19 protein-coding genes are annotated in these 25,972 nt (G+C 71.5%); 11 read left to right on the top strand and 8 right to left on the bottom strand.

Translation table 11 applies throughout. The features are described 5' to 3' along the window. Nucleotides 1–2: 2 nt before the first annotated feature. The 6 genes from Pph01_RS21670 to Pph01_RS21645 all read left to right on the top strand — a co-directional run bounded on the left by Pph01_RS21670 (nt 3) and on the right by Pph01_RS21645 (nt 9,596). Nucleotides 3–1,238 carry an NAD(P)/FAD-dependent oxidoreductase gene (locus Pph01_RS21670; protein WP_204074958.1) on the top strand — a complete coding sequence of 412 codons (1,236 nt, stop codon included), beginning with the start codon at nt 3–5 and terminating at the stop codon, nt 1,236–1,238. Between the two features lie 143 nt (nt 1,239–1,381). Then, nucleotides 1,382–2,785 (top strand): Si-specific NAD(P)(+) transhydrogenase, encoded by a 1,404-nt coding sequence (gene sthA, locus Pph01_RS21665; RefSeq protein WP_204074957.1) that lies wholly within the window; start codon nt 1,382–1,384, stop codon nt 2,783–2,785. A gap of 168 nt (nt 2,786–2,953) precedes the next feature. Then, the gene (locus Pph01_RS21660) at nt 2,954–4,165 is read left to right on the top strand and encodes an ROK family transcriptional regulator (protein ID WP_204074956.1); all 1,212 of its coding nucleotides are present in this window, start codon (nt 2,954–2,956) and stop codon (nt 4,163–4,165) included. A gap of 306 nt (nt 4,166–4,471) precedes the next feature. Further along, nucleotides 4,472–7,309, top strand: a complete 2,838-nt coding sequence (locus Pph01_RS21655; RefSeq protein ID WP_204074955.1) for a glycoside hydrolase family 3 protein — start codon at nt 4,472–4,474, stop codon at nt 7,307–7,309. Further along, nucleotides 7,306–8,316 (top strand): LacI family DNA-binding transcriptional regulator, encoded by a 1,011-nt coding sequence (locus tag Pph01_RS21650; protein ID WP_204074954.1) that lies wholly within the window; start codon nt 7,306–7,308, stop codon nt 8,314–8,316. The genes Pph01_RS21655 and Pph01_RS21650 overlap by 4 nt, the downstream gene beginning before the upstream one ends. Further along, nucleotides 8,313–9,596 carry a GH1 family beta-glucosidase gene (locus Pph01_RS21645; protein WP_204074953.1) on the top strand — a complete coding sequence of 428 codons (1,284 nt, stop codon included), beginning with the start codon at nt 8,313–8,315 and terminating at the stop codon, nt 9,594–9,596. The genes Pph01_RS21650 and Pph01_RS21645 overlap by 4 nt, the downstream gene beginning before the upstream one ends. Nucleotides 9,597–9,656: 60 nt before the next feature. On the opposite strand, the gene Pph01_RS21640 is transcribed toward Pph01_RS21645, so the two are convergent. After that, the gene (locus Pph01_RS21640) at nt 9,657–10,310 is read right to left on the bottom strand and encodes a maleylpyruvate isomerase family mycothiol-dependent enzyme (protein ID WP_204074952.1); all 654 of its coding nucleotides are present in this window, start codon (nt 10,308–10,310) and stop codon (nt 9,657–9,659) included. A gap of 95 nt (nt 10,311–10,405) precedes the next feature. Between Pph01_RS21640 and Pph01_RS21635 the strand changes: the two genes are divergently transcribed. After that, complete coding sequence (locus Pph01_RS21635) at nt 10,406–11,461, top strand: sigma-70 family RNA polymerase sigma factor (protein WP_239116901.1); 1,056 nt, start codon at nt 10,406–10,408, stop codon at nt 11,459–11,461. A 66-nt stretch (nt 11,462–11,527) separates the two neighbouring features. On the opposite strand, the gene Pph01_RS21630 is transcribed toward Pph01_RS21635, so the two are convergent. Both Pph01_RS21630 and Pph01_RS21625 read right to left on the bottom strand, forming a co-directional pair. Next, nucleotides 11,528–12,664 (bottom strand): low temperature requirement protein A, encoded by a 1,137-nt coding sequence (locus tag Pph01_RS21630; protein WP_204074950.1) that lies wholly within the window; start codon nt 12,662–12,664, stop codon nt 11,528–11,530. Between the two features lie 46 nt (nt 12,665–12,710). Further along, nucleotides 12,711–13,700 (bottom strand): isopenicillin N synthase family dioxygenase, encoded by a 990-nt coding sequence (locus Pph01_RS21625; RefSeq protein ID WP_275412856.1) that lies wholly within the window; start codon nt 13,698–13,700, stop codon nt 12,711–12,713. 103 nt (nt 13,701–13,803) lie between these two features. Between Pph01_RS21625 and Pph01_RS21620 the strand changes: the two genes are divergently transcribed. Next, complete coding sequence (locus tag Pph01_RS21620) at nt 13,804–14,718, top strand: DMT family transporter (protein WP_204074948.1); 915 nt, start codon at nt 13,804–13,806, stop codon at nt 14,716–14,718. 13 nt (nt 14,719–14,731) lie between these two features. Here Pph01_RS21620 and Pph01_RS21615 read toward each other — a convergent pair whose 3' ends face one another. Further along, nucleotides 14,732–15,538, bottom strand: coding sequence for a DoxX family protein (locus Pph01_RS21615; RefSeq protein WP_204074947.1), 807 nt, complete (start codon nt 15,536–15,538; stop codon nt 14,732–14,734). Between the two features lie 75 nt (nt 15,539–15,613). Continuing rightward, complete coding sequence (locus Pph01_RS21610) at nt 15,614–17,146, bottom strand: MFS transporter (RefSeq protein WP_239116900.1); 1,533 nt, start codon at nt 17,144–17,146, stop codon at nt 15,614–15,616. A gap of 240 nt (nt 17,147–17,386) precedes the next feature. Between Pph01_RS21610 and Pph01_RS21605 the strand changes: the two genes are divergently transcribed. The 3 genes from Pph01_RS21605 to Pph01_RS21595 all read left to right on the top strand — a co-directional run bounded on the left by Pph01_RS21605 (nt 17,387) and on the right by Pph01_RS21595 (nt 23,525). Then, nucleotides 17,387–19,297, top strand: a complete 1,911-nt coding sequence (locus Pph01_RS21605) for a tetratricopeptide repeat protein (protein ID WP_204074945.1) — start codon at nt 17,387–17,389, stop codon at nt 19,295–19,297. A gap of 57 nt (nt 19,298–19,354) precedes the next feature. Beyond that, entirely contained in the window at nt 19,355–21,706 is a 2,352-nt protein-coding gene (locus tag Pph01_RS21600) for an AAA family ATPase (protein WP_204074944.1), read from the top strand. Nucleotides 21,707–21,824: 118 nt separating this feature from the next. Continuing rightward, complete coding sequence (locus Pph01_RS21595; protein WP_204074943.1) at nt 21,825–23,525, top strand: ABC transporter family substrate-binding protein; 1,701 nt, start codon at nt 21,825–21,827, stop codon at nt 23,523–23,525. On the opposite strand, the gene Pph01_RS21590 is transcribed toward Pph01_RS21595, so the two are convergent. Genes Pph01_RS21590 through Pph01_RS21580 form a run of 3 tightly spaced genes read right to left on the bottom strand, consistent with a single transcriptional unit; the run spans nt 23,515 to nt 25,762 of the window. Next, entirely contained in the window at nt 23,515–24,387 is an 873-nt protein-coding gene (locus Pph01_RS21590; RefSeq protein WP_204074942.1) for a 5-oxoprolinase subunit C family protein, read from the bottom strand. The two genes, Pph01_RS21595 and Pph01_RS21590, sit on opposite strands and share 11 nt — an antisense overlap. Beyond that, the gene (locus Pph01_RS21585; RefSeq protein ID WP_204074941.1) at nt 24,384–25,001 is read right to left on the bottom strand and encodes a 5-oxoprolinase subunit B family protein; all 618 of its coding nucleotides are present in this window, start codon (nt 24,999–25,001) and stop codon (nt 24,384–24,386) included. Before Pph01_RS21585 ends, Pph01_RS21590 begins: the two co-directional genes overlap by 4 nt. Beyond that, nucleotides 24,998–25,762 carry a LamB/YcsF family protein gene (locus Pph01_RS21580; RefSeq protein WP_239116899.1) on the bottom strand — a complete coding sequence of 255 codons (765 nt, stop codon included), beginning with the start codon at nt 25,760–25,762 and terminating at the stop codon, nt 24,998–25,000. Before Pph01_RS21580 ends, Pph01_RS21585 begins: the two co-directional genes overlap by 4 nt. Between the last annotated feature and the right edge of the window lie 210 nt (nt 25,763–25,972).

Raw genomic sequence — 25,972 nt, 5'->3', positions numbered from 1 at the left:
TCATGTCCACACCCCCCACGTTCGTTGTCGCAGGCGGCGGGCTCGCCGCGGCCAAGGCCGCCCAGGCGCTGCGGGAGCAGGGTTTCGACGGCCGGGTCGTACTGATCGGCGACGAGCCCCATCCGCCGTACGAGCGGCCGCCCCTGTCCAAGGACTACCTGCAGGGGAGGTCGGAGCGGGAGAAGATCTTCGTCCACGACGCCGGCTGGTACCGGGAGCACGACGTCGACCTGCGCTCGGGCGTCGCGGTGACCGCGGTGGACCCCGGCGCCCATCGGGTCACGCTGTCCGGCGGAGAACGGCTCGGCTACGACAAGTTGCTGCTGGCCACCGGCGCCTCGCCCCGCCGCCTGACCGTCCCGGGAGCGGACCTGGACGGCGTGCTGTACCTGCGCACCGTGGGGGACAGCGAGCGCATCCGGGACACCCTGGCCACCGCCTCCCGGATCGCGATCGTCGGCGCGGGGTGGATCGGCCTGGAGGTCGCCGCCGCCGCCCGCGCCGCCGGGGTCCGGGTGAGCGTCCTGGAGGTCGAGTCGCAGCCGCTCCTGCGCGTGCTCGGCCCCCGGATCGCCTCCGTCTTCGCCGACCTGCACCGTGACCACGACGTGGACCTGCGGCTGGGAGCGCGGGTCGCCGAGATCACCGGCGAGGACGGACGGGTCCGGGGGGTGCGACTGGCCGGCGGCGCCCAGCTGGACGTGGACGCGGTCGTCGTCGGGATCGGCGCGGTCCCCAACACCGGTCTCGCCGCGGCCGCCGGGCTGACCGTCGGCGACGGGGTGCGGGTCGGCGCAGACCTGCGCACGTCGGATCCCGACATCTTCGCGGCCGGCGACGTCGCCGCGGCCTACCACCCGCTGCTGGGCGTCCACATCCGCGTCGAGCACTGGGCCAACGCCCTCAACCAGCCCGTGGTCGCCGCGGGCGCCATGCTCGGCCGGGACGTCGCCTACGACCGGCTGCCCTACTTCTACACCGACCAGTACGACCTGGGCATGGAGTACAGCGGCCACCCCTCACCCGGCCACATCGACGACGTCGTGGTGCGAGGCGACCTCGCGTCCCGTGAGTTCATCGCGTTCTGGATCGCGGACGGCAAGGTGACGGCCGGCATGAACGTCAACGTCTGGGGCGTCGCCGACCAGATCCAGGCGCTGATCCGCTCGGGCGCCCCCGTCGACCGAGGCAGGCTCGCCGACCCCGGCGTGCCGCTGCCCCAGGTGGCCGCCGGCTGACCCCGGCCGTCTCAGGCCGGCCCAGGATCGTCATTCCGGGGCCGTGTGAACTTTTCGCGAAATGCGGATCAATATGTCACGTCGGGCCAGGTGAAACGAAGGGAACTCTTTCCGGCGCCAACTCGGAGCCTCAAACTAACGATGTGACCGACTTTGACGTACTTGTCCTTGGCTCCGGGCCAGGTGGGCAGAAGGCGGCGATCGCCGCGGCGAAGCTGGAACGACGGGTCGCCATCGTCGAACGCCGCGACATGATCGGCGGCGTCTGCATCAACACGGGGACCATCCCCTCCAAGACGCTCCGCGAGGCGGTGCTGTACCTGACGGGCCTGACCCAGCGGGACATGTACGGCCAGAGCTACCGGCTGAAGGAGGACATCACCGTCACCGACCTGACCGTGCGGACGCGGCACGTCGTGGGCCGCGAGGTCGACGTGATCCGCAACCAGCTCGCCCGCAACCGGGTGACGGTCCTGAGCGGCTCGGGCCATTTCGTGGACCCGCACACCGTGGCCGTGGTCGACGATCGCGGCAACGAGCTGAAGGTCTCGGCCGACAAGATCATCGTCGCTACGGGCACGCGGCCCGCGCGGCCCGCCAGTGTGCAGTTCGACGACCAGACGATCATCGACTCCGACGGCATCCTGCAGATGGACCGGGTGCCCGACTCCATGGTGGTCGTCGGCGCCGGGGTCATCGGCATCGAGTACGCCTCGATGTTCGCCGCCCTCGGCACGAAGGTCACCGTGGTGGAGCGGCGCGACCGGATGCTGGACTTCTGCGACCTCGAGGTGGTCGAGGCGCTCAAGTACCACCTGCGCGACCTCGCGGTGACGTTCCGGTTCGGCGAGACGGTCGCCGCGGTCGAGAAGCACCCGCGCGGAGCCCTCACCATCCTGGAGAGCGGCAAGAAGATCCCGGCGTCCACGGTCATGTACTCGGCGGGCCGCCAGGGGATGACCGAGAACCTCGCCCTGACGGCCGCGGGGCTGTCGGCCGACGACAGGGGCAGGATCGCGGTCGACGAGTTCTACCGGACCTCCGTCCCGCACATCTACGCCGTCGGCGACGTCATCGGTTTCCCCTCGCTCGCGGCGACCTCGATGGAGCAGGGCAGGCTGGCGGCCTACCACGCCTGCGACGAGCCGGTCAGCGGGTTGAACGGGCTCCAGCCGATCGGGATCTACACCATCCCGGAGATCAGCTTCATCGGGAAGACCGAAGACGAGCTGACCGACTCCCTCATCCCGTTCGAGGTGGGAGTCTCCCGCTACCGCGAGCTCGCCCGCGGCCAGATCATCGGCGACACCTACGGCATGCTGAAGCTGCTGGTCTCGCCGGAGGACCGGACGCTGCTCGGAGTGCACGTCTTCGGCACGGGGGCGACCGAGCTCATCCACATCGGCCAGGCGGTCATGGGCTGCGGCGGCACCATCGACTACCTGGTGGACGCGGTCTTCAACTACCCGACGCTGGCCGAGTCGTACAAGGTGGCCGCACTCGACGCCGTCAACAAGCTCAGGAGGGTGGCCAGGATCACCGACTGACGAGGGCCTCCGTGCTCCGGCCGCGAGCCGCCACTCCCGCCCCGCGTTCCCGTTAGTTAGTATTGAGGTCAAACAAAATGGGAACGCCGTGCCCGCAGGAAGGTGTGTGGCATGCCGGGCCGCCCGCCCATGCGGCATGATGAGCCGGAGCACGAACGGGGCTGACTTTTGATCACATCGCACAACGGGCCTCAGCCTGCCGACTTCACCGACGTCCGGGCGACCAACCTGGCGGTCGTGTTGCGGTTCGTGCGGGAGGGCGCGCCCTGCTCGCGTGCGGACATCGCGGCGTCGACCGGTCTCAACAAGGCGACCGTGTCCAGTCTGGTGGCCGACCTGATCGACCGCAGGCTGCTGCGCGAGACCGGGCTGACCGAGAACCGGGTCGGCCGCCCGGCCACGATGCTCGTGCTGGACGGCTCGCCGTACGCCGCGATCGGCATCGAGGTCAACGTCGACTACATCACGGCCGTCGCGGTCGACCTCAAGGGCGAGCAACTGCTGAACTGGCGGCGCGCCTTCCCCGGGGGGACGTCGAGCGCCGGACAGGCGGTGGCCGCGGTGGCCGCCATCGCCAAGCGCGCGGTGAGCCGGATGACGAGGGAGGCCCGGCAGGTGCTCGGCCTGACCGTGGCGGTCCCCGGCCTGGTCGACGTGAACGGCACGGTCCGCATCGCGCCCAACCTGGGCTGGCGCGACGCCGACCTCGGCGGCGACCTCATGAAGGCCCTCCGTGATCCCGGCTTCCCCGTGCTGGTGGACAACGACGCCAACCTCGCCGCCCTGGCCGAGTGCCGCTTCGGTCCGCACGGCGACGTCGGCGACCTCGTGTACGTCACCGGAGAGGTCGGGGTCGGCGCGGGCGTCGTCATGGACGGCAGGCTGCGGCGCGGCGGACACGGCTACAGCGGCGAGATCGGTCATGTCGAGGTCGACCCCGGCGGGCCCGAGTGCCGCTGCGGCCGCCGCGGCTGCCTGGAGGCGGTCGCCGGCATCGGCGCCATCCTCGCCCGCACCGCGCCCGGCGCCCCGCCGGCCGAACTGGCGGCGGAGGTCGACGAGGTCGTCCGCCGGGCGAAGCGGAACGACCCGGAGGTGCTGGCGCTGCTGGAGACCGTCGGCAGGGGACTCGGCAAGGGCGTGGCGATCGCGGCCAACCTGCTCAACCCCGAGGTCGTCGTCCTCGGCGGTTACTACGTCCCTCTCGGGCCGTGGCTGCTCGGACCCGCGGAGGACGAGATGCTCCGCCGCTCGCTCGCCCCCGGCGCGGGCGGCTGCCGGCTGGTCGTCTCCACGCTCGGTCATCGTGCTGCGGCCCTGGGCGCCGCGGCCCGCGTGCTCGACTCGGTCGACTCCGGGCGCCTCCCGCCGCGGCCCTGATCGGGAGGAACCCGGGCACCCCGTTCGCCGCAGGGCGCGTCTAGGGTGCCCGACCCGTACGGGCGACCCTGGGTGTACGGGCGTGCGGGTGACCGTCTTGGGTCTTGACCGGAAGCCAACAAAGGGGCAGTCTTCCGGATAAGTCCGGAATTAACACATCGGAAACTCAGAGAATCCTTTTCGAAGCGCTTCGACTCCGATGGCGCTTCAGCGAACCGAACACGGCCGGTCGAATGCACAGTCGCGCCTCAGGGCGCGTTTTTCCGCCAGGTCGTCGAAGCGCTTCGACAGGAAGGTCGGATCCTCATGAACGAACCGGTCACCGCCTCCGGTCCGGCGGCCGACGACGAGGCCCGTGACGCCTGCTTGTTCAGGGACGCCGCGCTGCCCGTCCGGGAGCGGGTGGACGACCTGCTCGGCCGGCTCACCCTTGAGGAGAAGCTCGGCCTGCTGCACCAGTACCAGGCTCCGGTCGACCGGCTCGGACTCAGGGCGTTCCGCACCGGCACAGAGGCGCTGCACGGCCTGGCGTGGCTCGGCCCGGCGACCGTGTTCCCGCAGGCCGTGGGGCTGGCGAGCACGTGGAACCCCGGCCTGGTCGAGCAGGTGGGGGCGGCCACGGCCGACGAGGTGCTGGCCTTCCACCACAAGGATCCCGGCGGGGCGGGACGCAACGTCTGGGCGCCCGTGGTGAACCCCCTCAGGGATCCGCGCTGGGGCCGCAACGAGGAGGGCTACGCCGAGGACCCCTGGCTGACCGGGGTGATGGGCACGGCCTACGCCCGCGGCCTGCGCGGCGACCACGAGGTGTTGAAGACGGCCCCCACCCTCAAGCACTTCCTCGCCTACAACAACGAGACCGACCGACAGGTGACGTCGAGCAGCGTTCCGCCCCGTGTCCTGCACGAATACGAGCTCAAGGCCTTCAGGCCCGCGATCGAGTCGGGGGCGGCGGTCGCCGTCATGCCGTCGTACAACCTGGTCAACGGACGCCCCGCCCACCTGTCGCCGCTCATCGGCACGCAGGTGCGGGCCTGGACGGACGACGACGTCCTGGTCGTCAGCGACGCCCACGCGCCCGCGAACCTCGCCTGCCTGCAGCGCTACCACGAGGACCTCCCCGAGGCGTACGCGCACGCCGTCCGGGCGGGCCTGGACAGCTTCACCCAGGACGACGCGAACACGGCGGCGACACTCGGTCACCTCAAGGCCGCGCTGGAGCGCGGACTGCTGAGCGAGCGCGACGTCGACGCCGCGGCGGGGCGCGTGCTCGCCATCCGGGTCCGCCTGGGCGAGTTCGACCCCGCCACGCCGTACGACGGGATCACTCAGGACGTCGTCAACGGCCCCGAGCATCGCGCGCTCGCGCGGGAGGCGGCCCGGCAGTCGATCACCCTGCTGAAGAACGACGGCATCCTGCCTCTCAGCGCGCCGAAGACGGTCGCGGTGATCGGACCGCTCTCCGACGTTTTGCTGGAGGACTGGTACAGCGGCACGCTGCCCTACCAGGTGACGGCGCGCGGGGCCCTCGGCGGGCGGTGCAGGACCGTGCACTGCGAGGGCGTCGACCGGGTCGCGCTGCGCGCCGACGGTGGGTACCTCCAGGCGACCGACGACCCGGCGGGCGGCCCGCTGAGCGTCGGGCCGGACAGGTCGGCGTTCGACGTGTTCGACTGGGGCGGCGGAGCGTACGCCTTCCGGGCGGCGGCCAACGGGCAGCACGTGTCGGCGGGCGACGACGGCGTCCTCGTCAACGACCAGCCGGGGCCGAACGGCTGGGAGGTGCGTCAGACCTTCCGGATGGAGGAGCGGCCCGGCGGGATGGTCCTGCGGAACATCTCCACAGGTCACTACGTCACGCTCTCGGACGGCGTCGCCACCGTCGCCGAGGACCCCGAGACGGCGGCCGTGCTCACGGTCGAACTGATCGAGAGCGGCCGCGCGCGTGCGGCGGAGGCGGCCGCGGCGGCCGACGTGGCGGTGGTCGTCGTCGGCGACCACCCCCTCGTCAACGGCCGCGAGACCGAGGACCGGACCGACCTCCGCCTGCCGCGGCAGCAGGAGTCCCTGGTCAGGGCGGTCCACGCGGCCAACCCCTCGACCGTCCTCGTCGTCTCCAGCGGCTACCCCTTCGCGGTCACGTGGGCCGACGAGCACGTTCCTGCCATCGTCTGGTCGTCTCACGGCGGCCAGGAGTACGGCAACGCGCTCGCCGACGTTCTCTTCGGCGACGAGGACCCCGGGGGCAGGCTCACCCAGACCTGGTACCGCTCGGCCGCGGACCTTCCCGACCTGCTGGACTACGACATCATCGGGACGGACTCCACCTACCTCTACTTCCTCGGCACCCCGCTCTACCCGTTCGGCCACGGTCTCAGCTACGCCCGCTTCGCGTACTCCGACCTGGTCCTGTCCGCCGCCGAGGTCGGTCCGGGCGACACGCTGACCGTCCGCGTGAGCGTCACCAACACGGGCGGAAGCGCGGGGGAGGAGGTCGTGCAGGTCTACACCCACCAGCGGCGCTCCCGCGTCAAGCAGCCCCTTCGGCAGCTGAGGGGCTTCCGCAAGCTGCGGCTCGAGCCGGGCGAGAGCCGTACGGTCTCGGTGGAAGTCCCGGTGGCCGACCTCGCGTTCTGGGACGTGACGCGTGGCAGGTTCGTCGTGGAGGACGCGCCGCACCAGGTGCTGGTGGGCCGTTCGTCGCGAGACGTCGAGCTCAGCGCGCCGCTGACCGTGAAGGGGGAGCGGATCCCCCCGCGCGAGGTCGTCGGACGCCCGATCGAGGCCGCCGACCACGACGAGTACGACGGGGTCGTGCTGTGCGACGCCTCCCCGGAGGCCGGCGACGCCGTCCGGTCCGCCGAGCCTGGGGCGTGGATCGTGTTCCGCGACGCCGACCTCACCGGCGCGCCGTCCGGCTGCGCGCTCGCCGCCGGCGGCGCACAGGGCGGAATCCTGACGCTGCGTCTCGACGACCCCCTCTTCGGCGACGTGATAGGAGCGGTCACTGTGCCGCCCACGCCGAGCAGGCACGACTTCGCCGGGCTCGGAACCCCTCTGGCGGGAGCCGCCGGAGTGCGCGATCTTTATGTGGTGTTCGAGAACGAGGGGCTCGCGGTGAGCGCGCTGGAGTTCCGCCCGTGAGCTCTCCCAGAACGGCGACCATCGCCGACGTGGCCAAGCACGCCGGAGTCGCGGTCAGCACGGTGTCGTACGTGCTGAGCGGCAAGCGGGCCATCTCGGCGACCACCCGGCAGCGGGTGCTCGACAGCGTCCGGGCGCTCGGATACCACCCGAACGCCGGAGCCCGCGCCCTCGCCAGCAAGCGCGCCAAGGTGATCGCGCTCGTGCTGCCGTTGCGGGCGGGCATGAACCTGCCGGTGCTGATGCAGTTCGCGACCTCGGTCGTGACCACCGCGCGGCAGTACGACCACGACGTCCTGCTGATGACGGCCGACGAAGGTCCTGACGGGCTGCGCAGGGTCGCGGCCAGCGCGCTGGTCGACGGCATGCTGCTGATGGACGTGGAGATGCACGATCCGCGCGTGCCGCTGCTGCGCCATCTCGGCGAGCCGAGCGTGCTGATCGGCTTCCCCGCGGACAGGGAAGGGCTGACCTGCGTCGACCTGGACTTCGCCCGGGCCGGGGCGCTGTGCGCCGACCACCTCGCCGGGCTCGGCCATCGGGAGATCGCCCTGCTCGGGGCGCCGAGCGTGGTCTACGAGCGCGGCACCGGCTTCGCCGAGCGCACCCTGGCCGGCTTCGTGGAAGCGGCGGGCAGGCACGGCGTGCGCGCGGTCACCCGGCCCTGCGAGGAGTCCTTCGACGAGGTCTGCTCGGCCGTACGCGACCTGATGGACGAGCACCCCGGCGTGTCCGGCCTGGTGGTGCACAACGAGGCCGCGGTCGGGCACGTGCTGGGGGCGCTGCGAGTCCTCGGCAAGAGGGTGCCCGAGGACGTGTCCGTCGTGGCGATCTGCCCGGACGACGTCGCCGAGCGCGCCAGCCCGGCGCTGACCTCAGTGCTGGTCCCCGCCGAAGACGTCGGCCGACAGGCCGTCAGACTGCTCATGGCCAAACTGGACGACCATCCCGTACCGCAGTCGACCCTTCTCGAACCCCGCCTGACCATACGTGAGAGCACTCAATGACGATATTTCCTGAAGGCTTCCTCTGGGGGGCGGCCACCGCCTCCTACCAGATCGAGGGCGCCGTCCACGCCGACGGCCGCGTCCCCTCGATCTGGGACACCTTCTCCCACACGCCCGGCAAGGTCCGCGACGGGCACACCGGCGACGTGGCGTGCGACCACTACCACTGGTACCTCGAAGACGTCGAGACGATGTCGTGGCTCGGACTGGGGGCCTACCGCTTCTCCGTCGCCTGGCCGCGCCTGGCCGACCTCGGCTTCTACGACCGGCTCGTGGACGCGCTGCTCGACAAGGGCATCGCGCCGGTGGCCACCCTCTACCACTGGGACCTGCCCCAGAGCCTGCAGGACAAGGGCGGCTGGACCGACCGGGACACGGCGTACCGGTTCGCCGACTACGCCACACGCGTCCACGACCTGCTGGGCGACCGCGTCCGGACGTGGACCACGCTGAACGAGCCGTGGGTCTCCGCCTTCGTGGGCCACGGCTCGGGCCGGCACGCGCCGGGTGTGGCCGACCCCGCCGCGGCCTTCACCGCCGCGCACCACCTCATGCTGGCGCACGGCCTCGGCGTCCAGGCGCTCCGCGCGGCGGGGGCCGAGTCGATCTCGCTGACCCTGAACCTGACGCCCATCCTCGGCGACCCGGAGCCGGCCCGCCTCGTCGACGGCCTCGCGAACCGGATCTTCCTCGACCCGGTGCTGCGCGGCGCCTACCCGGACGACGTCCTGGAGCACCTGTCCCGCTACACCGAGGTGAACCTGGACGACCTGGCGACCATCGCCGAGCCGATCGACGTGCTCGGGGTGAACTACTACACGGTCAACCGGGTGGTGGCCGACCCCGAGGCCGAGGGCTCCCTGGAGCATCCGGGCACTCAGGGGATCGCGTGGGCGACGCCCCACGGAGAGCTCACCGAGATGGGCTGGGAGGTCATCCCGTCCGGGCTCGAGGACCTGCTCGTACGGCTCTCGCAGGAGTACCCGGACGTCCCGCTGATGATCACGGAGAACGGCGTGGCCGTGCCGGACGGCGTGGCCGACCCGGGCCGGACCGCCTACCTCGACGGGCACCTGCGCGCCGTGCACGCCGCCATCGGCAAGGGGGCGGACGTGCGCGGCTACTTCGTGTGGTCGCTGCTCGACAACTTCGAGTGGGCCCGGGGTTACGACATGAGGTTCGGCCTGGTCCGGGTCGACTACGACACCCTGGAGCGCACTCCCAGGGACAGCGCCCGCTGGTACCGCGAGGTGATCGCGCGGGGTGGCCTGCCGTCCTGAGCCGTGATCGGCGGCCACCGCCCGGGCCGATCCGGCCACCGGGAAGACCGAGTGCGGAGATCAGCGGTGGCGGAGGGTGGCGACGCCGTCTCCTTGCAATTCGTCGCAGTACGCCGTCCGTCCGGTCATCGCCATGATCAGGGCCACAGTGGGACCGGACACGAGTGGCCCGGTTCCGGTGGTGAACGGACCGTCGGTGGCGACGAGTCGTAGGCCGCCGATTCGCCCCTTGGCGAGGACGACGAGGTCGGAGCCCTGGTAGTACTCGGCTACTCGCGTCAATGTGTCGATCGGGTAGTCACGGTGGATGTCCAGCGGGCGCCGAATGTCTTCCGCGTGCACGATCGTCTCGCCGAGCATCGCCAGAGTCGGGAGGGGCGGTTTGGTGGTGCTGGTGATGACGCCGCGGAATCTCTCGAGCGTCTCGGCCTCGGTCGAGCCGAGCTGCTCGGCCAGCCTCATGGCCACCTGCCTGTCGAAGTCGAATCGGCAGCGGATCACGCCCGCCAGCCAGCGCACCGGGGTCAGGCCGGCCCCGGCGGTCAGGTGGGCGAGCACTTCGCGTACCGTCAGCCCGGTACACAGCGACGGTGTCGCCCATCCCTCGTCGGTCAGGTTCATGAGGTCGGCCGCCAGGGCGGCGCGCTCGGTATGGATGAGAGACCATGTCTCGGTCCGGCGCCGGAGATCTGACGTCGCTCGCGTCTTGGGCATGTCGTGGACTCCTGTCGTGGTTCATGACCTCGGCCGCGCGTGTGACGGCGGTCAGTCGTAGTGGTGACTCCCGCCGCACGGCAGAATCGTCGCTCGTGGGTGAAGTCTTTTCCGGACCGTCCGCGGGCTCCGAGGTGAGGGCCGCCGAGCACGCCGACCTGTCCCGGGCGCGTGCGGGAGACGACGCGGCGTTCACCCGCCTGGTCCAGCCGTTGCGGCGGGAGCTGCACGCGCACTGCTATCGCATGCTCGGCTCCACCCATGACGCCGACGACGCGCTGCAGGACGCGCTGCTGCGGGCGTGGCGAGGGCTCGCGCGTTTCGAGGGACGCAGCTCACTGCGCTCGTGGTTGTACGTCGTGGCAACCCGCATCTGCCTGGACATCGTCGGCACCCGTGCCAAGCGTGCGATGCCCGTCGACCTCGGTCCGTCCAGTGAGCGCGCCGTACTCGACTCGACACCACTGACCGACGTCGCCTGGCTGGGCCCCTACCCCGACGTCGGCCTCGGTGACGGTCCCGCCACGCCGGCCGCGCACTACGAGCAGCGGGAGGCCGTCGAGCTCGCCTTCGTCGCCGCCCTGCAACACCTGCCGGGCAACCAGCGGGCGGCGCTGCTGCTGTTCGATGTCCTGGGTTTCTCCTCGTCCGAGATCGCCACCATGATGGACACCTCGGCCACCTCGGTGAACTCCGCCCTGGCCCGAGCCCGCAAGATCGTCGCGGAGAAGGTTCCCGGTCCCGCTCAGCAGCGGGCGCTGCGCCAGATGGGCGACGCCCGGGTGCAGGAGATCGTCACCAGGTTCGCCACGGCGCTGGAACGAGGCGACGCCGACGCCCTGGTCGCGCTGCTGACCGAGGACGTCACCTGGTCGATGCCGCCGCTGCCGCACTGGTACCGCGGCCTCGCGGCCGTCGCCGACTTCGCCGTCGAGGTCCCGTTGACCCGCTGTCCCAGCTGGCGTCACCGCCTCACCAGCGCGAACGGCCAGCCGGCCATCGCGTGCTATCTGGGGGAAAGCCTCAGCAGCGTTCACCACGCCTGGTCGATCAACGTGCTGACTCTGCGCGACGACCACATCGCCGAGATCACATCATTCCTCGGCTCCGAGCACTTCGCGCCCTTCGGACTGCCCCTCTCAATGCCTTGAGCTGTTTCCCCCGAATCACCGCCATCGACGATCCACGGGACACGCCTCAGAGGGCTCGCGTCGGATCTAGAGGGCGCGCTCGGCCGACAGCGTCACGACGAGGAGCGCGACCAGCGCTCCGAGGTGCGCGGCCGACGACCACAGCCCGATGGGGAAGCTCGCCGCGGCCAGCAGCGCGGCGAGCGGCCGGGCCGCCCCGCGGCCGAGCCCGAGATGGCGGCGGAACCACACGTCGCCGATCATGAACAGGGCCACGCCCGCCGCCAGGGCCACGGCCGGCCCGAGGTCGAGATGGTCGTGCCCGATGGCCTTCTTGATCCCGGCGGCCGTGGCCACGATGCCCAGCAGCAAAGGGATGTGGGCGTAGAAGTAGGCCCCGAGGATGTGCCGGGTGCGGCTCACGACCTCCAGGCGGAGCAGCGCCCGGACGGGGGCCTCCTCGTCCCCGCCGAAGTACACCCACCACAGTGCGGTCGTGAGCGCCAGCCCGAGCAACGCGGAGACGATCAGCCCCGCCGACGGGTGGGCGCCGCTTGCGCCGATGCCGATGGCGACGATCGACTCGCCCAGCACGATGATGACGAGCAGCCCGTGCCGCTCGACGATGTGCGCCGGGTGGAGGGCGAAGCCGCGCTGGCCGATGAAGTAGGGGCTGGTCCACACCAGGACGAGCGCGGCGGCCCACAGCACGTAGCTCCACGGCGCGTTCACGAACGCGGCGGCGAAGATGAGCGCGGTCGCCCCGAGGTTGAACGGCAGCAGCCGGAACACGCTGCTGGACGCCTGCAGGTAGAGGCCGCCGTGGACCAGCACGATGACGAGGTAGCCGATCGCGAACGACAGTCCGCCGCCGTCGAAGGCGCTCGGGATCGCCAGGGCCATGATCAGGAATCCGGCCATGCCGCAGAGGATCAGCACCCGTCGCGCCGGCCGCTCCGGCGGGACGGCGTTCGTCAGCCAGGCGTAGCCGGCGTACATCCACCACAGCACGCCGAAGATGAGCAGCGTCTGGACGACGCCCTGCCCGGCGAAGTGGTGCGCGCCGGGCGCCCGTTCCGTGAAGTCGCCGACGACCAGCGTGGTCAGCTGCGTGACCGTGAAGACGAAGACGAGGTCGAAGAAGAGCTCGATCGTCGAGACGCGGAGCTCGTTCTCGGGGGAGGTGGGCTCCACCCTTTCGCTGAACCAGGTGGGCAGGCGCATGCCGATATTGTGGAGCTTTCTTGATTACAAGATTGCACCACTTACATCACGGCTGATCGAGAACCTCGTCGCGCAGCTGAGGGAAGACCTTCGCGACCTTGCCGAGCAGGTAGTCGCCGTACGTGCCGGTGAAGGCGCGCAGGTCCTGGCCGTCCCATCGGGGGCGGCCGCCGTTGCGCAGGGGGAGCGAGGGCAGCGGCGGCACCTCGCAGTCCCACCCGGGGTCGAAGAAGAACGGGAACGACAGGCGGTCCCGGCCGCTGACGTTGCGCACGCGGTGCGGAGTCGACCGGTAGTGGCCGCCGGTCAGCCGGTCGAGCATGTCGCCGATGTTGCAGACGAACGTGCCGGGAACGGGCGGAGCCTCGACCCAGCCCCGGGAGGTGTGGACCTGGAGGCCGCCGTTGCCGTCCTGGAGCAGCAGCGTCAGCAGCCCGTAGTCGGTGTGCTCGCCCACCCCCCAGTCGTCGGAGCCCCGCGGCGACGGCGGGTAGTGGAAGATCCGGAACAGCACGGTCGGCGCCGCGGTGTAGCCGGAGGAGAAGTAGTCCTCGTCGAGCCCGAGGCTCAGGGCGATCCCGCGCATGACCGCCTGGCCCACGTCGGTGAGCATGTCGAGGTAGCGCAGCACCGCGTCCCGCAACTCCGGCACCTCGGCGGGGAAGAGGTTGCGGCCGTACAGCGGCCGCTGCCGGTCGTCGAGCGCCTCGGCGCCGAAGTAGACGCCCTCCTTGAGGTCGGGACGCCCGGAGGTGAGCTCGCCGCCGACGGGGAAGAAGCCGCGCCAGGCCCGGCCTCCCCTATTCATGGAGATCTCCATCTTGCGCTCGAGGGGGAGCGCGAAGAAGCGCCGGGCGGCGCCGTCCAGCGCGGCCACGAGTTCCGGCGGGACTCCGTGCCCGCTGATGTAGAAGAACCCGCTGTCCCGGCAGGCCGCCTCGATCTGACGGGCGACCTCCGCGCGCTCCTCGGGTGAGCCGGGGCCGACGAGGGAGCTCACGTTGATGATCGGCAAGGGTCCCGATGCGCTCGACATTCTCCTATCCCAACACATAGTCCGAAAACGCTCGAACTAAGGTGTCATTGGGCATTACGCTCCTTACCGGCACGAGATCGTTCCCGAGCGGAGGACTGCATACATGCGCCGGTGGGCTCCCTCCTTCATCCTGCTGGCCGCCATCTGGGGCAACAGCTTCTTCTTCATCAAAGTCGCCGTCGGCAGCCTCCATCCGCTCCAGATCTCTTTCGGCCGGATGGTGATCGCCTCGGTTACCCTGCTGGTCGCGCTGTTCGCCAGTGGGCGGCGCCTTCCGACGGATCTCCGGCTGTGGGGTCACTTCGCCCTCGGCTCGGTCGTGCTCACCACCCTGCCGTTCACCCTCTTCGGGTACGGCGAGCAGCACGTGTCCTCGGTGGTCGCCTCCATCTGGAACGCCACGACGCCGCTGTGCACGCTCGTGTTCGCCCTGCTGCTCCGCAGCGAGCGGGCGACCGCCGCCAAGATCACCGGCCTCGGCGTCGGCTTCGCCGGCGTGATGGTGGTCCTGGGGGTCTGGGAGCCCGTCTCCGGCGGCGAGCTGACCGGCAGCCTCGCCTGCTTCGCGGCCGCCGCCTGCTACGGCGTCGGCGGGGCCTACATGGGCCGGTTCATCACACCACGGGGGGAGGAGCCGCTCGTGCTCGCGACCTCCCAGCTCCTGGCGGGCACCGTCCAGTTGGCCGTCATCACGCCGCTCGCCGGAGTGCCGCTGGTCGACCTGGACGTGCCGGGGGAGGTCTGGGCCAGCCTGCTCGCCCTCGGCGCGCTCGGCACCGGAATCGCCTACCTGCTCCTCTATCGCGTCCAGCGAATCGCGGGCGTCACGACCACCTCGACGGTGACGTATCTCCTGCCGGTGTTCGCCACCGTCTCCGGCGTCACGATCCTCGATGAGCGGCTTACCTGGCACCAGCCTGTCGGCGCCCTCGTCGTCCTCGCGGGGATCGCGGTGATTCAGGGCCTCGTCCCCCTTCGCAGGTCCAGGCGCCCGGTCGCCGCGGTGGCCGCCGACTAGCGGCCTGGGCCGGTCAGTCCTGCCTGCCGACCCGCCGGCCGGCGACCAGTGTGTCGCCCTGCTTGGACGGCGGCGCCTCGCTGCGGCTCTCGGTCGTCTCGTCCGGCCGCTTGGGACGGCGGAGCCTCGGCTTCGGCACGGTGTCGTTCACCACGGCGTCCTCGGCCTTCTTCGGTTCCCCGGCCCCCGTGCCTCCCGCGGGCTCGCCGGCCGGCGAGGTGCCGGAGGTCGCGCCCTTGGCGGCCGCGCCCTTACCCGCGGAGGGCGCCGCAGCCTTCCCCGCGGACGGCGAGGCGCCCGCGGTCCCGGCCGGGCCTTCGCCTGGCCGGGTGTCGCCGGGCCGGGGCTCGCGCAGCGCGGCGATCACGGCGTCGGCCTCGGCGTCGGTGGCGAAGTCGTCGGCCTCCTCGGCCTCACGCCGTTTGATCACGACCATGTGGTCGACCGAGATGCGGCCCGCGCCGACCACCGCGAGCAGCACGGACGCGGCTCCCAGTGCGACCATCAGCTCGATGCTCCCGCCGGTGAGCGGCAGCCCCGTGTCCCCGGCCGCGATGACGAATACGGCGAGGGCCTCGGCGAACAGCAGGAGCCCGATGGCCGGCACGGCCAGGCCCGCGATGAGCAGGGCGCCGCCCACCAGTTCGATGAGCATCGTGGCCGCGGCCCACAGGTCGGGCGCGGGAGCTCCGAGCGCGGCGAACTGCACGCCCGTCGCGTCGAGGCCGGCTTCCAGCTTGTGCCAGCCGTTGGCGAAGAAGATTCCGCCGACGCCCATCCGGGCCGCTAGCGACGCGAGATCTTGGAGGGTTTTCTTCACGGCTCCTCATTCTGGGGGGATCGGAGGGGCTTGCCCAGACACTCTCCCCGTAACCCCCGCCCTCATGCGTGATCGTCAGGCGGAGAGGCGTTCGTCGTCCTCGGGGGCCGACGGGTCGGGCCGGGGGATCAGCACGGCGACGGCGAGCGCGGTCAGGCAGAGCAGGGCGACGCTGACGACGACCGTGGAGTGCAGGGCGGTGACGAAGGCGACCCGGGCCGCGCCGAGCAACTCCGGCCCCGCTGTGCTCCCCGTCTCGGCGGCCACGTGGGCGGCCGAGGCGAGTGATTCGCGTGCCTCGGCCATCAGGGGCTCGGGCACGCCGGGGACGGCCGCGAGCGAGGGCGCGTAGACGATCGCGGTGATCGTCCCGAGCACCGCGATGCCGAGCCCCGCCCCCAGTTCGTAGGCCGTCTCCTCGATCGCCGCCGCTCCTCCGGCGCGCGACTCCGGGGCGGACGCCATGATCGTGTCCGAGGCCGCGAGCAGCGCCACCTCGACTCCGAAGCCGATCCCTATGAAGCAGAGCGTGAGCATGACCGGGTGCTGCTCCACGCCCCAGGTCAGGACGGGGACGAGGGACAGGGCGGTGAGTGCGAGCCCTCCGCTCGTCGTCGCGCGCAGGCCGATCCGCTGGAGCACATGAGCCGCGGCGAGCCCTCCGGCGATGGCGGCCACCATCAGGGGCAACATGCGGACCGCGGCGGCCAGCGGAGTCAGGCCCAGCACGAGCTGGAGGTACTGCGCGAGCATCAGCTCCAGCCCCACCAGCGCGAAGATCGCGAACAGCACGCAGGCCACGCCGGTCGAGAACCCGCGCTGCCTGAAGAGCCCGACGTCGAGCAGTGGGAACGCCAGGCGGCGCTGACGCCGGACGAACCAGATCAGCAGGACGACGCCGAGGAGGAACACGGCCGCCGACGGGCCACGGCCGATCGTGTGGCCGTAGCCGGCCTCCTTCAGCCCGAACGCGACCGACAGGATGCCGAGCGTCGACAGGACGGCGCTCAGCGCGTCCCACGAATGGCCGGAGCGGTGCTCCGACGGGGGCAGGAGCCGAACCGCCAGCGGCAGCGCGACGACGAGCAGGGGGACGTTGATCAGGAAGACCGCCCCCCACCACAGATGCTCGACCAGCGCGCCGCCGATCAGCGGCCCGACGGCCGCCCCGGCCGCCGCCACCGCGCTCCAGACGCCGAGCGCGATCGCGCGTTCCCTGCGGTCGGTGAACACCTGCCGGATGATCGAGAGGGTGGCCGGCATGATCATCGCGCCGCCGACGCCGAGGAGGGCGCGCGAGACGATCAACGCCTGCGGGCTCCAGGCGAACGCCGAGGCGAGCGAGGCGATCCCGAAGACCACGTAGCCGGCGAGCACGAAGCGCCGCCTGCCGTACCGGTCTCCCAGTGTGCCGAAGGTGACCAGCAACGGCGCGACCACGAGCGAGTAGATGTCGATGATCCAGAGCAGCTGGATCGAGGACGGCTCGAGCGCGGCGGTCAGCGCCGGCACCGCGATGTGCAGGACGGTGGCGTCGACGGCGATCAGGAGCAGGCTGAAGCAGAGCAGCACAAGGATCCACCACCGGTTCGCCCGGTGTTCATGCACGACGCCTCCAGCGCGGACAGCGCCGGACTCGGCCTCAACCCCGACCATGATCATAGGCGGATCACGGCTCCTCGGGGTGCTGGAACATGCGTGGCAGCTTAGGCCATCACATGCGACTTCCTCAGCCGCTTCCGGTGAGCTCCCCCCGATATCGGGTCATACCCCCTAAGTCTCTCTAGAGAGCTATAGGTATATATCCGCTGTCTAGGCAAGCCGCGACCCGCAACGGATCATGCGGTCGTGGGGAGCGAGATCGATCAATGGGACACATCCCCGGTTCCGCCCCCGCACGACCACACCGACCCTCGGGCCTGGTGCGCGGTCGCGGTGGCGAGACTGTCGCGCGGCCAGCAGGAGTCGGCGCTGGACGCGGCTCGCCAGGCGGTCGACCGTGACCCGTACGGCGAGTGGGGGCATCGCCTGGCGAGCCTCGCGCTCGAACGTCTCGGCAGGGACGCGGAGGCGGTCGAGGCGGCGCGCGAGGCGGTTCGGCTCGTGCCCGGGTCGTGGGCCGCACGGCTGCGGCTCGGCGGAGCCCTGCGCCGCGGGTCCGGGCAGTGGCGCCAGGCGTGGGCCCAGGCGCGCACGGCCGTCCGGTTCGCTCCGGAGGAGGCGGATCCGCACGTCCTCACCGGGGATCTGGCCCTGCTCCGGGGAGAGCACGACAGGGCGGCCAGGGCGTACGAGGCCGCGCTGAGCCGGTCGCGGGACCATCGGGTGGCGCGGATCAACCTCGGCCTCACGCTCCTGCGCTGGGAACGGCCGCGTGGTCACCACGACCCCGCCTGGGAGGCCGACCCGCGCGACACGGGCCGCGCGAGGCACGCCATCGTGATGTGGTCGCGGCAGATCCGGGTGCTGCTCGCGCTGGCGCTGACGGCGGCGTCGGTCGCCGGCCTCGGGTTCGACCTGCGCAGGGAGGCGCAGATCGGGGGAGCGGCGGTGCTCGCCGCGGTGCTGGCGATCACCATCAGGCAGGCCGGCCGCGTGCGGGCCTGGCCGTACGTGGTCCCGATGATGAGACGCGACCTGTGGCTCAGCATGTCGGTGTCCGTCGGCCTCCTCGTCGTCGCGGCCTACGTGGCGGGTGTCGCGACGCTTCCCGACACGACGCTCTCCGACCCGACGCTTCCCGGCACGACCGCGGGGGCGCTGACACGGCCGGAGGACGGCGTGTGGGCGGGCGCGTTCGGCCTGGTGCTGTTCAACGGCCTGGCCGTCGCGCTGGCACGCCTGATCGTGGAGACGTGGCGGGGCAGGCTCGTCCCCGCGCTGAGGCAGTTCGCCGCCGCCGGGGACGACAGGACCGCACTGCGCGACATCGACGTGACGCTCTGGCTCGTTGTGGGCCGCGCGTGGTGGCTGGTCGCGATCGCCGCCCTGCTGCCCCCCGTCACCGGCGAGCCGTTCGCGGCCGTCGCCGCGCTGGCCGTTCCGGTCGCCCTCCTGTACGGCAGGGCGAGGGTCGCGCGCGCGGGCTCGGGAGGGCTTCCTCTGCGGGTGATCCTGCGGGGCGACCGGTGGCTCGCGATCGCGCTGGTGGCACTGCTCGTGGCCTCCGCCGGACTCGTCGTGGCGGGGGTCGCCGGCGGGACCGCCGCGATCCTCGCCGGGCCGGAGACGGAAGGAGTGCCCGCGGGTGCGGGGACGTCCGCCGTCACCCGGGCGGCGCTGCTGGGCGCGGCGGGCGCCCTGGCGGTCGTGGCCGTCGCGTTCGCCGCGCGGGCCGCACGGGCGTGGTGGCGCGGCGGCCCCGGACCCCTGCGCTCCTCCCTCGTCATGTCGGACGCGCGGTCCGCGCCGATGCCCGGCGACGTCAGCCCCTCGACGAGCCTGAGCGACGACGTGCGGCACGCCGCGACCTTCTCCCGGAGCGTGGTGCTGGCCTACACCGAGCCCGGAGGGCCGCGCGCGCTCGCGGTGAGCGCGGTCACCTCGGTCAGCGCGTCGGGGGAGTTCCGGCTGATCACAGGGGACGAGGCGTGGGACGCCGTGGAGCGCGACCCCCGGGTCGTGCTGTACGTCGGCGATCCGCGCTTCTGGGCGGAGGTCAGAGGCGTCGCCGTGCCCGACGACGACGTCCTGCGCGTCACCCCGAGACACGTCCTCATGCGGGAGTACCCCGGCCGCCACCAGGCTCGCACCCGTTAGGTCCACCCATTGCGCCGCCCCGTGCGGTATAACCGGGGGCGAACCGGGGAGGCGTCGATGCGAGACTCCGAAAGGGCACGGTCCGCGGGGATCTTAAGACGGACCACGGCACGGGATGTGTTCGAACAGGTCCGCGTTCGCTATTTCCGCCTTTCGCCGTTCGCCAGACGCGTCGTGTTCGTCGGGCTGCTGATCGCTGTCATGGGCCTGGCCGCGGCGCTGAGTTGGCCGCTCAGCACGACGTTCGTGTGCACCGTGGTGGTGCTGGCCTTCGTCGCGCTCACGCTCAGCTATCCGAGGGCCGCGGCCACCGCGCTCGTCATGGCCGCCTGGGGGCTGCTGCTGTGGCCGTTCCTGGGCGTGTTCGGCACGCAGTCGTTCGCGCCGTCCCTGTTGTTGTTCCTCGCCGTCCCCGTCGCCGCGGCCGCGCACCTGATCCGCTGGGTGACGCCGTGGGTCACCACGCTCATGGCCCTCGCCCCGGCCGGCGTCGCCGCGTTCGCGGTGTCGTGGCTGTCGCCCGCCGCGTCCGTGTGGAGCGCGTACGGCGTGGCCGCCGCCGTCCTCGTCTTCCGGTTCGTCCTGGCCCGCGGGGTGCGGTCCGACTACGAGCAGGACGGGACGGAGGGCGAGACTCCGGCTGCCCAGCAGCGCATCAGGCTGGGCGGCCACCAGGCCCCCTCCGGCGACAAGGGCGCGCCGCCGCCCATCACGGTCGAGCAGGCGCTCGGCGAGCTGGAGGCCATGATCGGCCTGGAGCCGGTCAAGGAGCAGGTGCGGGCGATCGCGGCCTCCATCGAAGCGGCCAGGCTCCGCAAGGAGGCGGGCTACGCCAACGAGGCGCCCATGCGGCACTTCGTCTTCGTCGGGCCGCCGGGCACGGGCAAGACGAGCGTCGCCCGCACGGTGGCCAAGATCTTCTACGCCTTCGGGCTGCTGGAGACCCCGTTCGTCGTGGAGGCCCAGCGGGCCGACCTCGTGGGCGAGTACCTGGGCGCCACGGCGATCAAGACCAACGAGCTCATCGACCGGGCGCTCGGCGGCGTCCTGTTCGTCGACGAGGCGTACAGCCTGATCAACTCCGGAGACGGGCAGCCGGACCGGTTCGGCTCGGAGGCGGTGCAGACCCTGCTCAAGCGGGCCGAGGACGACCGCGACCGGCTGATCGTCATCCTGGCGGGCTACGAGAAGGAGATGAACGGCTTCCTCGCGTCCAACCCCGGTCTGTCCAGCCGGTTCGCCAGCAGGGTCCGCTTCCCGAGCTACACGCCGGCCGAGCTGCTGGAGATCACCGAATCGCTGCAGGCCAGGCGTGGCGACGCCCTCGCCGACGACGCCAGGCCGGTGTTCCGCCGCCTCTACGAGGACGTCCACCGCCGCGGGCTCGTCGACGAGCTGGGCAACGCCAGGTTCGCGCGCAGCCTGACCGAGGCCGCCGCGCAGGCCCGTGACGTGCGGGTCGTCAGCGCCGGCGGCGCGCCGCGCGGCGAGGACCTCGTCACCATCGTCGCCGCCGACGTCACCAGGGCGTTCAACGAGATCACCGCGCGCTTCCGCGGCTACCAGGCCACTCCGACACTCGAGGACGCCCTCGCCGACCTCGACCGCATGGCCGGCCTCGAGCCGGTCAAGCAGCAGGTCCACGCGATAGCGGCCCAGCTGAAGGTGGCGCGGATGCGCCAGGAGCAGGGACTGCCCGTCCAGTCGCAGATGCGGCACTTCGTCTTCGTCGGCCCGCCGGGCACGGGCAAGACGACCGTCGCCCGGATCCTCGGCCGGATCTTCTCCGCCCTGGGCCTGCTCGCCCGGCCCGACGTGGTCGAGGCGTCCCGCGCCGACCTGGTCGGCCAGCACCTCGGGGCCACCGCCATAAAGACCAACGAGCTCGTCGACCGGGCGCTCGGCGGAGTGCTCTTCATCGACGAGGCGTACGGCCTGGTCAACGCGGGCTACTCCGGGGGCGACGCCTTCGGCGCGGAGGCCGTGCAGACGTTGCTGAAACGAGCCGAGGACGACCGCGACCGCGTCGTCATCGTCCTGGCCGGGTACCGGCGGGAGATGGACGCCTTCCTCGCGACCAACCCCGGCCTGGCCTCCCGGTTCGACCAGCGGGTGTCGTTCCCGTCGTACGCCCCCGCGGAACTGGCCGAGATCGCCGCGCTGACGGCGTCCAAAAGCGGAGACCGCTTCGACGACGCGGCGGCCCGCGACCTCGCGGACGTCTTCGACTGGGTCTGCCGCGAGGGACTCATCGACGGCCTCGGCAACGGCCGCTTCGCCCGCTCGCTGTACGAGAAGGCCGCGCTGCGGCGCGACGTGCGGTTGGCGGCCCTGGGGACCGCCAACGCCGCCGAGCTCACGACGATCACCAGCGAGGACGTCCGCAGCGCGGTCGACGAATTGTCCTGACCCGCTGAAGCGTTCCTGACCTTCCATGTTTTCCGTGCTCGCGCGTCCAGATGCCCGGAGTGATTACTTTCTGCTACTAATCAAGTGCGATAAGTAGCTGGAGGAATCGGAGAGCACGTTGAGAGCACGATGGCCGGCCGCCCTGGCCGCCGCACTGATCGCTCTGGGATCCGTCAGCGCCTGCGGGGGCGACAACCTCCCGGGGTGGCGTGGAAGCAGCCTCGCTCCGTCTCCCGTCAAGGCGATCGACATCAACCCCATGCCGCGAGAAAAGGTGAAGGACGGGGGCACCCTGAAATGGGGGCTCGGCGACTTCCCTGTCCAGTGGAACCAGAACCACATAGACGGCGACACCGCCAGTGTCGACACGGTCATGGGCGCCCTGATGCCGACGCCCTTCCGGTCGGACGAGAGGGGGCAGGTCTCCCTCGACCTCGACTACGTCACCAACGCCCGGGTCACCGCGACCACGCCCCACCAGGTCATCACCTACTCGCTGAACCCGAAGGCCAAGTGGTCGGACGGCAAGCCGATCACCTGGGCCGACTACGCGGCGCAGTGGAAGGCGATGAACGGGCAGAACAAGGCCTACCGCGTCGACTCCACGATCGCCTACGAGAACATCCAGAGCGTGACACGGGGGACGAGCGACCACGAGGTGGTGGTCACGCTGACGCAGCCGTTCAACGAGTGGCAGTCGCTGTTCTCACCCCTGTATCCGAGCTCGTCCAACGCGACTCCGGAGGCGTTCAACTCCGACTGGGTCAACAAGATCCCCGTCACGGCCGGGCCGTTCAGGTTGTCGTCGTTCGACGCGAAGAACAAGACGATCACGCTCGACCGCGATGACAACTGGTGGGGCGACAAGGCCAAGCTCGACAAGATCGTCTTCAAGGGCGTCAAGACCGACATGGTCCGCGCCTTCACCAAGGGAGAGGTGGACGTCTTCGACGTCGGCCCCTCTCCCGACGAGTACTCGCGGGCGAGAGGCGCCTGGGACGCCGTCGTACGGCAGGCGGCGGGCACCGACTTCCGGCAGTTCACTTTCAACGGCGAGAGCCCGACGTTGTCCGACATCAAGGTCCGCCGGGCCATGGCGATGGCGCTCGACCGCCGCGCCCTGATGCAACTCGACCTGAAGGGGCTCGGCTGGCCGGCCGTCACGCTCGACAACCACTTCCTGGCCAACAGCCAGCAGGGGTATCGCGGCAACGCGGGCGACCTCGGCGTCTACAACCCGCAGCGGGCCGGGCAACTGCTCGACGAGGCGGGCTGGAGGCTCTCCGGCAAGACGAGGGCCAAGAACGGCACACCGCTGAACCTGCGTTTCGTGGTTCCGGCGGGAGTCGGCATGAGCGACACGGAGGCCACGGTCACGCGGCTCATGCTCCGGCGCATCGGGGTCGGCGTCACCATCCAGACGGTGCCGTTCAACGACTTCTTCACCAAGTACCTGATCCCGGGCAACTTCGACCTCACGGCCTTCTCGTATCCGGCCACGCCGTACCCGATCTCCAACGCCTTCGACGTGTACGCCAACGGCGAGGCGGCCAAGGGAGACGACATGAAGTGGTACTCCAACCTGGGCCGAACCGGCAGCCACGAGATCGACCAGGCGATGTACCGGGCGGGCAGCGTGCTCGACCCGGCGGAGGCCGAGGAGTCCGTCAACACGGCCGACGCACTGGTCTGGCAGGAGATCAACGTCCTCCCGCTCTACCAGACGCCGCAGAGCGTGGCCGTGCGGTCCACTTTGGCCAACATCGGGGCGAACGGGTTCTACGACCTCAAGTTCGCCGACATCGGATTCACGTCCTGACGCCGCGGCCCGGCACCGGCCGGAACCACAGCCGGTCGCCGGGGCGCAGCTGCGCGACCACGGGGACGTCGCGCGCCGCCACCACGCCGATCACCGGGTAACCGCCCGTCGTCGGATGGTCGGCGAGGAACACGATGGGCCGGCCGTCCGGGGGAACCTGGACGGCCCCCAGAGGCATCCCTTCGCTGGGGATCTCGCCTTCGCGGGCCCGCTCCAGGGTGGTCCCCCGCAGCCTCACGCCCACGCGGTTGGTCTCGGTCGCGACCTCGTACGGGCCTGCAGCCAGCGCACCGGCCGCGTCCGTCGCGAACCAGTCGGCCCTCGGCCCGAGGACGAGCCGTACTGAAGGGCACGAGGAGAACGGGCTCTGGACGGCGGAGTCCACCCTGATCGCGGTCTGCTGCTCGGCGTCGCCGACGGGAAGGACCGTCCCCGCGCGCAACGCCGGCGGGCCGAGCCCGGACAGCGAGTCCGTCGACCGGCTGTCCAGCACCGGCTCGACGGCGATCCCGCCCCGCACGGCGACGTACGTCCGCAGGCCCTCGCGTGGTGCGCCGACGCGGAGCGTGACGCCCTGGGGGACCCAGACGGGCGCGCACATGCCCGCGGGCCGCCTGTCCGCCTCCACCGGGCAGGGAGCCCCGGTCAGGGCGATCCACGCGCTGTCCCCGAAGCGCAGCACCGCGCCCCCGAAGGTCAGCTCGATCCCCGCCGCGGACTCGGGGTTTCCCACCAGCCGGTTGGCCAGGCACAGGCTGGGGGCGTCCGCCGCTCCGGAGCGCGGCACGCCGAGATGGGCGTATCCGGGCCGGCCGAGGTCCTGGACGGTGGCGTACGGCCCCGGCGACACGATCTCGATCATGGAACGAACCGGACCCGCGTCCCCGGCGGCAACTTCGCCGGGGGATCGGCGGCCACGTCCCAGACCCGCAGGTCCGTACGGCCGAGCAGCCGCCACCCACCGGGGGACGCCGAGGGGTAGACGGCGGAGTAGGGGCCGGCGATCGCCACCGAACCAGGCGGGACCGACGTGCGCGGCGCGTCGAGACGCGGCACGTGCAGCCGTGGATCGAGCCCCAGGAGGTAGGCGAACCCCGGGGCGAAGCCGAGCCACCCCACGACGAACTCCGATCCCGCGTGCAGCGCGATCACCTCGTCGACGCCGAGGCCGGTCAGCGCGGCCACGGACTCGAGATCGGCGCCGTCGTAGACCACGGGGATCTCGACGGTCCCGACCGGCGTCCCCGCCTCCTGAGAGCCGGCGGCCTCCGCCGATGCGAGCAGGCCGGCCAGCCGCGACTCCAGACGCTCCTGGTCGGCGTCCGGCGCGACGACCAGCACGGTCTCCTGGCCGGGCACGATGTCCTCCACGTGCTCGGGGCGGTCGGCTCGCAGGAGCGCGTCCAGGCGGTGCGCGACGGCCGTCGAGCCCGTCTCGACCAGCAGGGCGTGCTCGCCCGCCCGCCGGATCGTCACGCGAAGGCCTCGATCGTGACGCCCGCCCCCGTCAGGGCCTTGCGCACGGCCTCGGCGAGCGCCACGGCGCCGGGGGTGTCCCCGTGGACGCAGACGGACCGGGCGTCGATCCGGACCTCGGTGCCGTCGACGGCGGTCACCGTCCCCTCACGGGCCATCCGGACCGCGCGGGCGGCCACCTCGTCCGGGTCGTGCAGGACGGCGCCGGGCTCGCTCCGCGGCACGAGCGTGCCCGACGGGGTGTAGGCCCGGTCGGCGAAGGACTCGCTCACGGTGGGCACGCCGTACCCGGCGGCGACCCCGTGCAGCACCGAGCCGGGCAGCGTGAGGACCGGCAGAGGCCGGCCGGCCGAGGGGATGTAGTCGGACACGGCGGCGGCCACGGCCTGCGCCTGCTCGACGTCCCTGCAGGCCCGGTTGTAGAGGGCTCCGTGCGGCTTGACGTAGGACACCATGCCGCCCATGGCCCTGGCGATCCCGTCGACGGCCGAGATCTGATAGAGCACCTCGGCGCAGAGCTCCTCGGGGTCGACCTCCATCTCCCTGCGGCCGAAGCCGGCGAGGTCCCGGTAGGAGACCTGGGCCCCGATGGTCACCCCCCGGTCCACGGCGGCGGCGCAGGTCCTCCTGATGATGAGCGGGTCGCCCGCGTGGAATCCACACGCCACGTTCGCGCTCGTCACGACATCGAGCAGGGCGAGATCGTCGCCGAGCCTCCAGACCCCGAAGCCCTCGCCGAGATCCGCGTTCAGATCGATCATTGCGTTCATGGTCCTCGCTCCGCTCGGAGGGCTCAGGGCGCCTTGGAGGCGGTGGGTCGTGCCGGAGGCGCGCGACGAACCGCGACTAATCGCGATGTACACAGCCCCCGTCGCATGCCGGCTCGACCCTCGCCGCGGGCGCTCCCCGGCCCGGGCACCGCAACGCCCCTCGCACCACCAATCCTGCCGCAGATCGGTCCGATCGCGAGG

The organism is Planotetraspora phitsanulokensis (genome assembly GCF_016863295.1).
Taxonomy (GTDB): Bacteria; Actinomycetota; Actinomycetes; order Streptosporangiales; family Streptosporangiaceae; genus Planotetraspora; species Planotetraspora phitsanulokensis.
The sequence above is the reverse complement of the archived record's forward strand: the minus strand, read 5'-3'. Positions and strand labels throughout refer to the sequence as shown.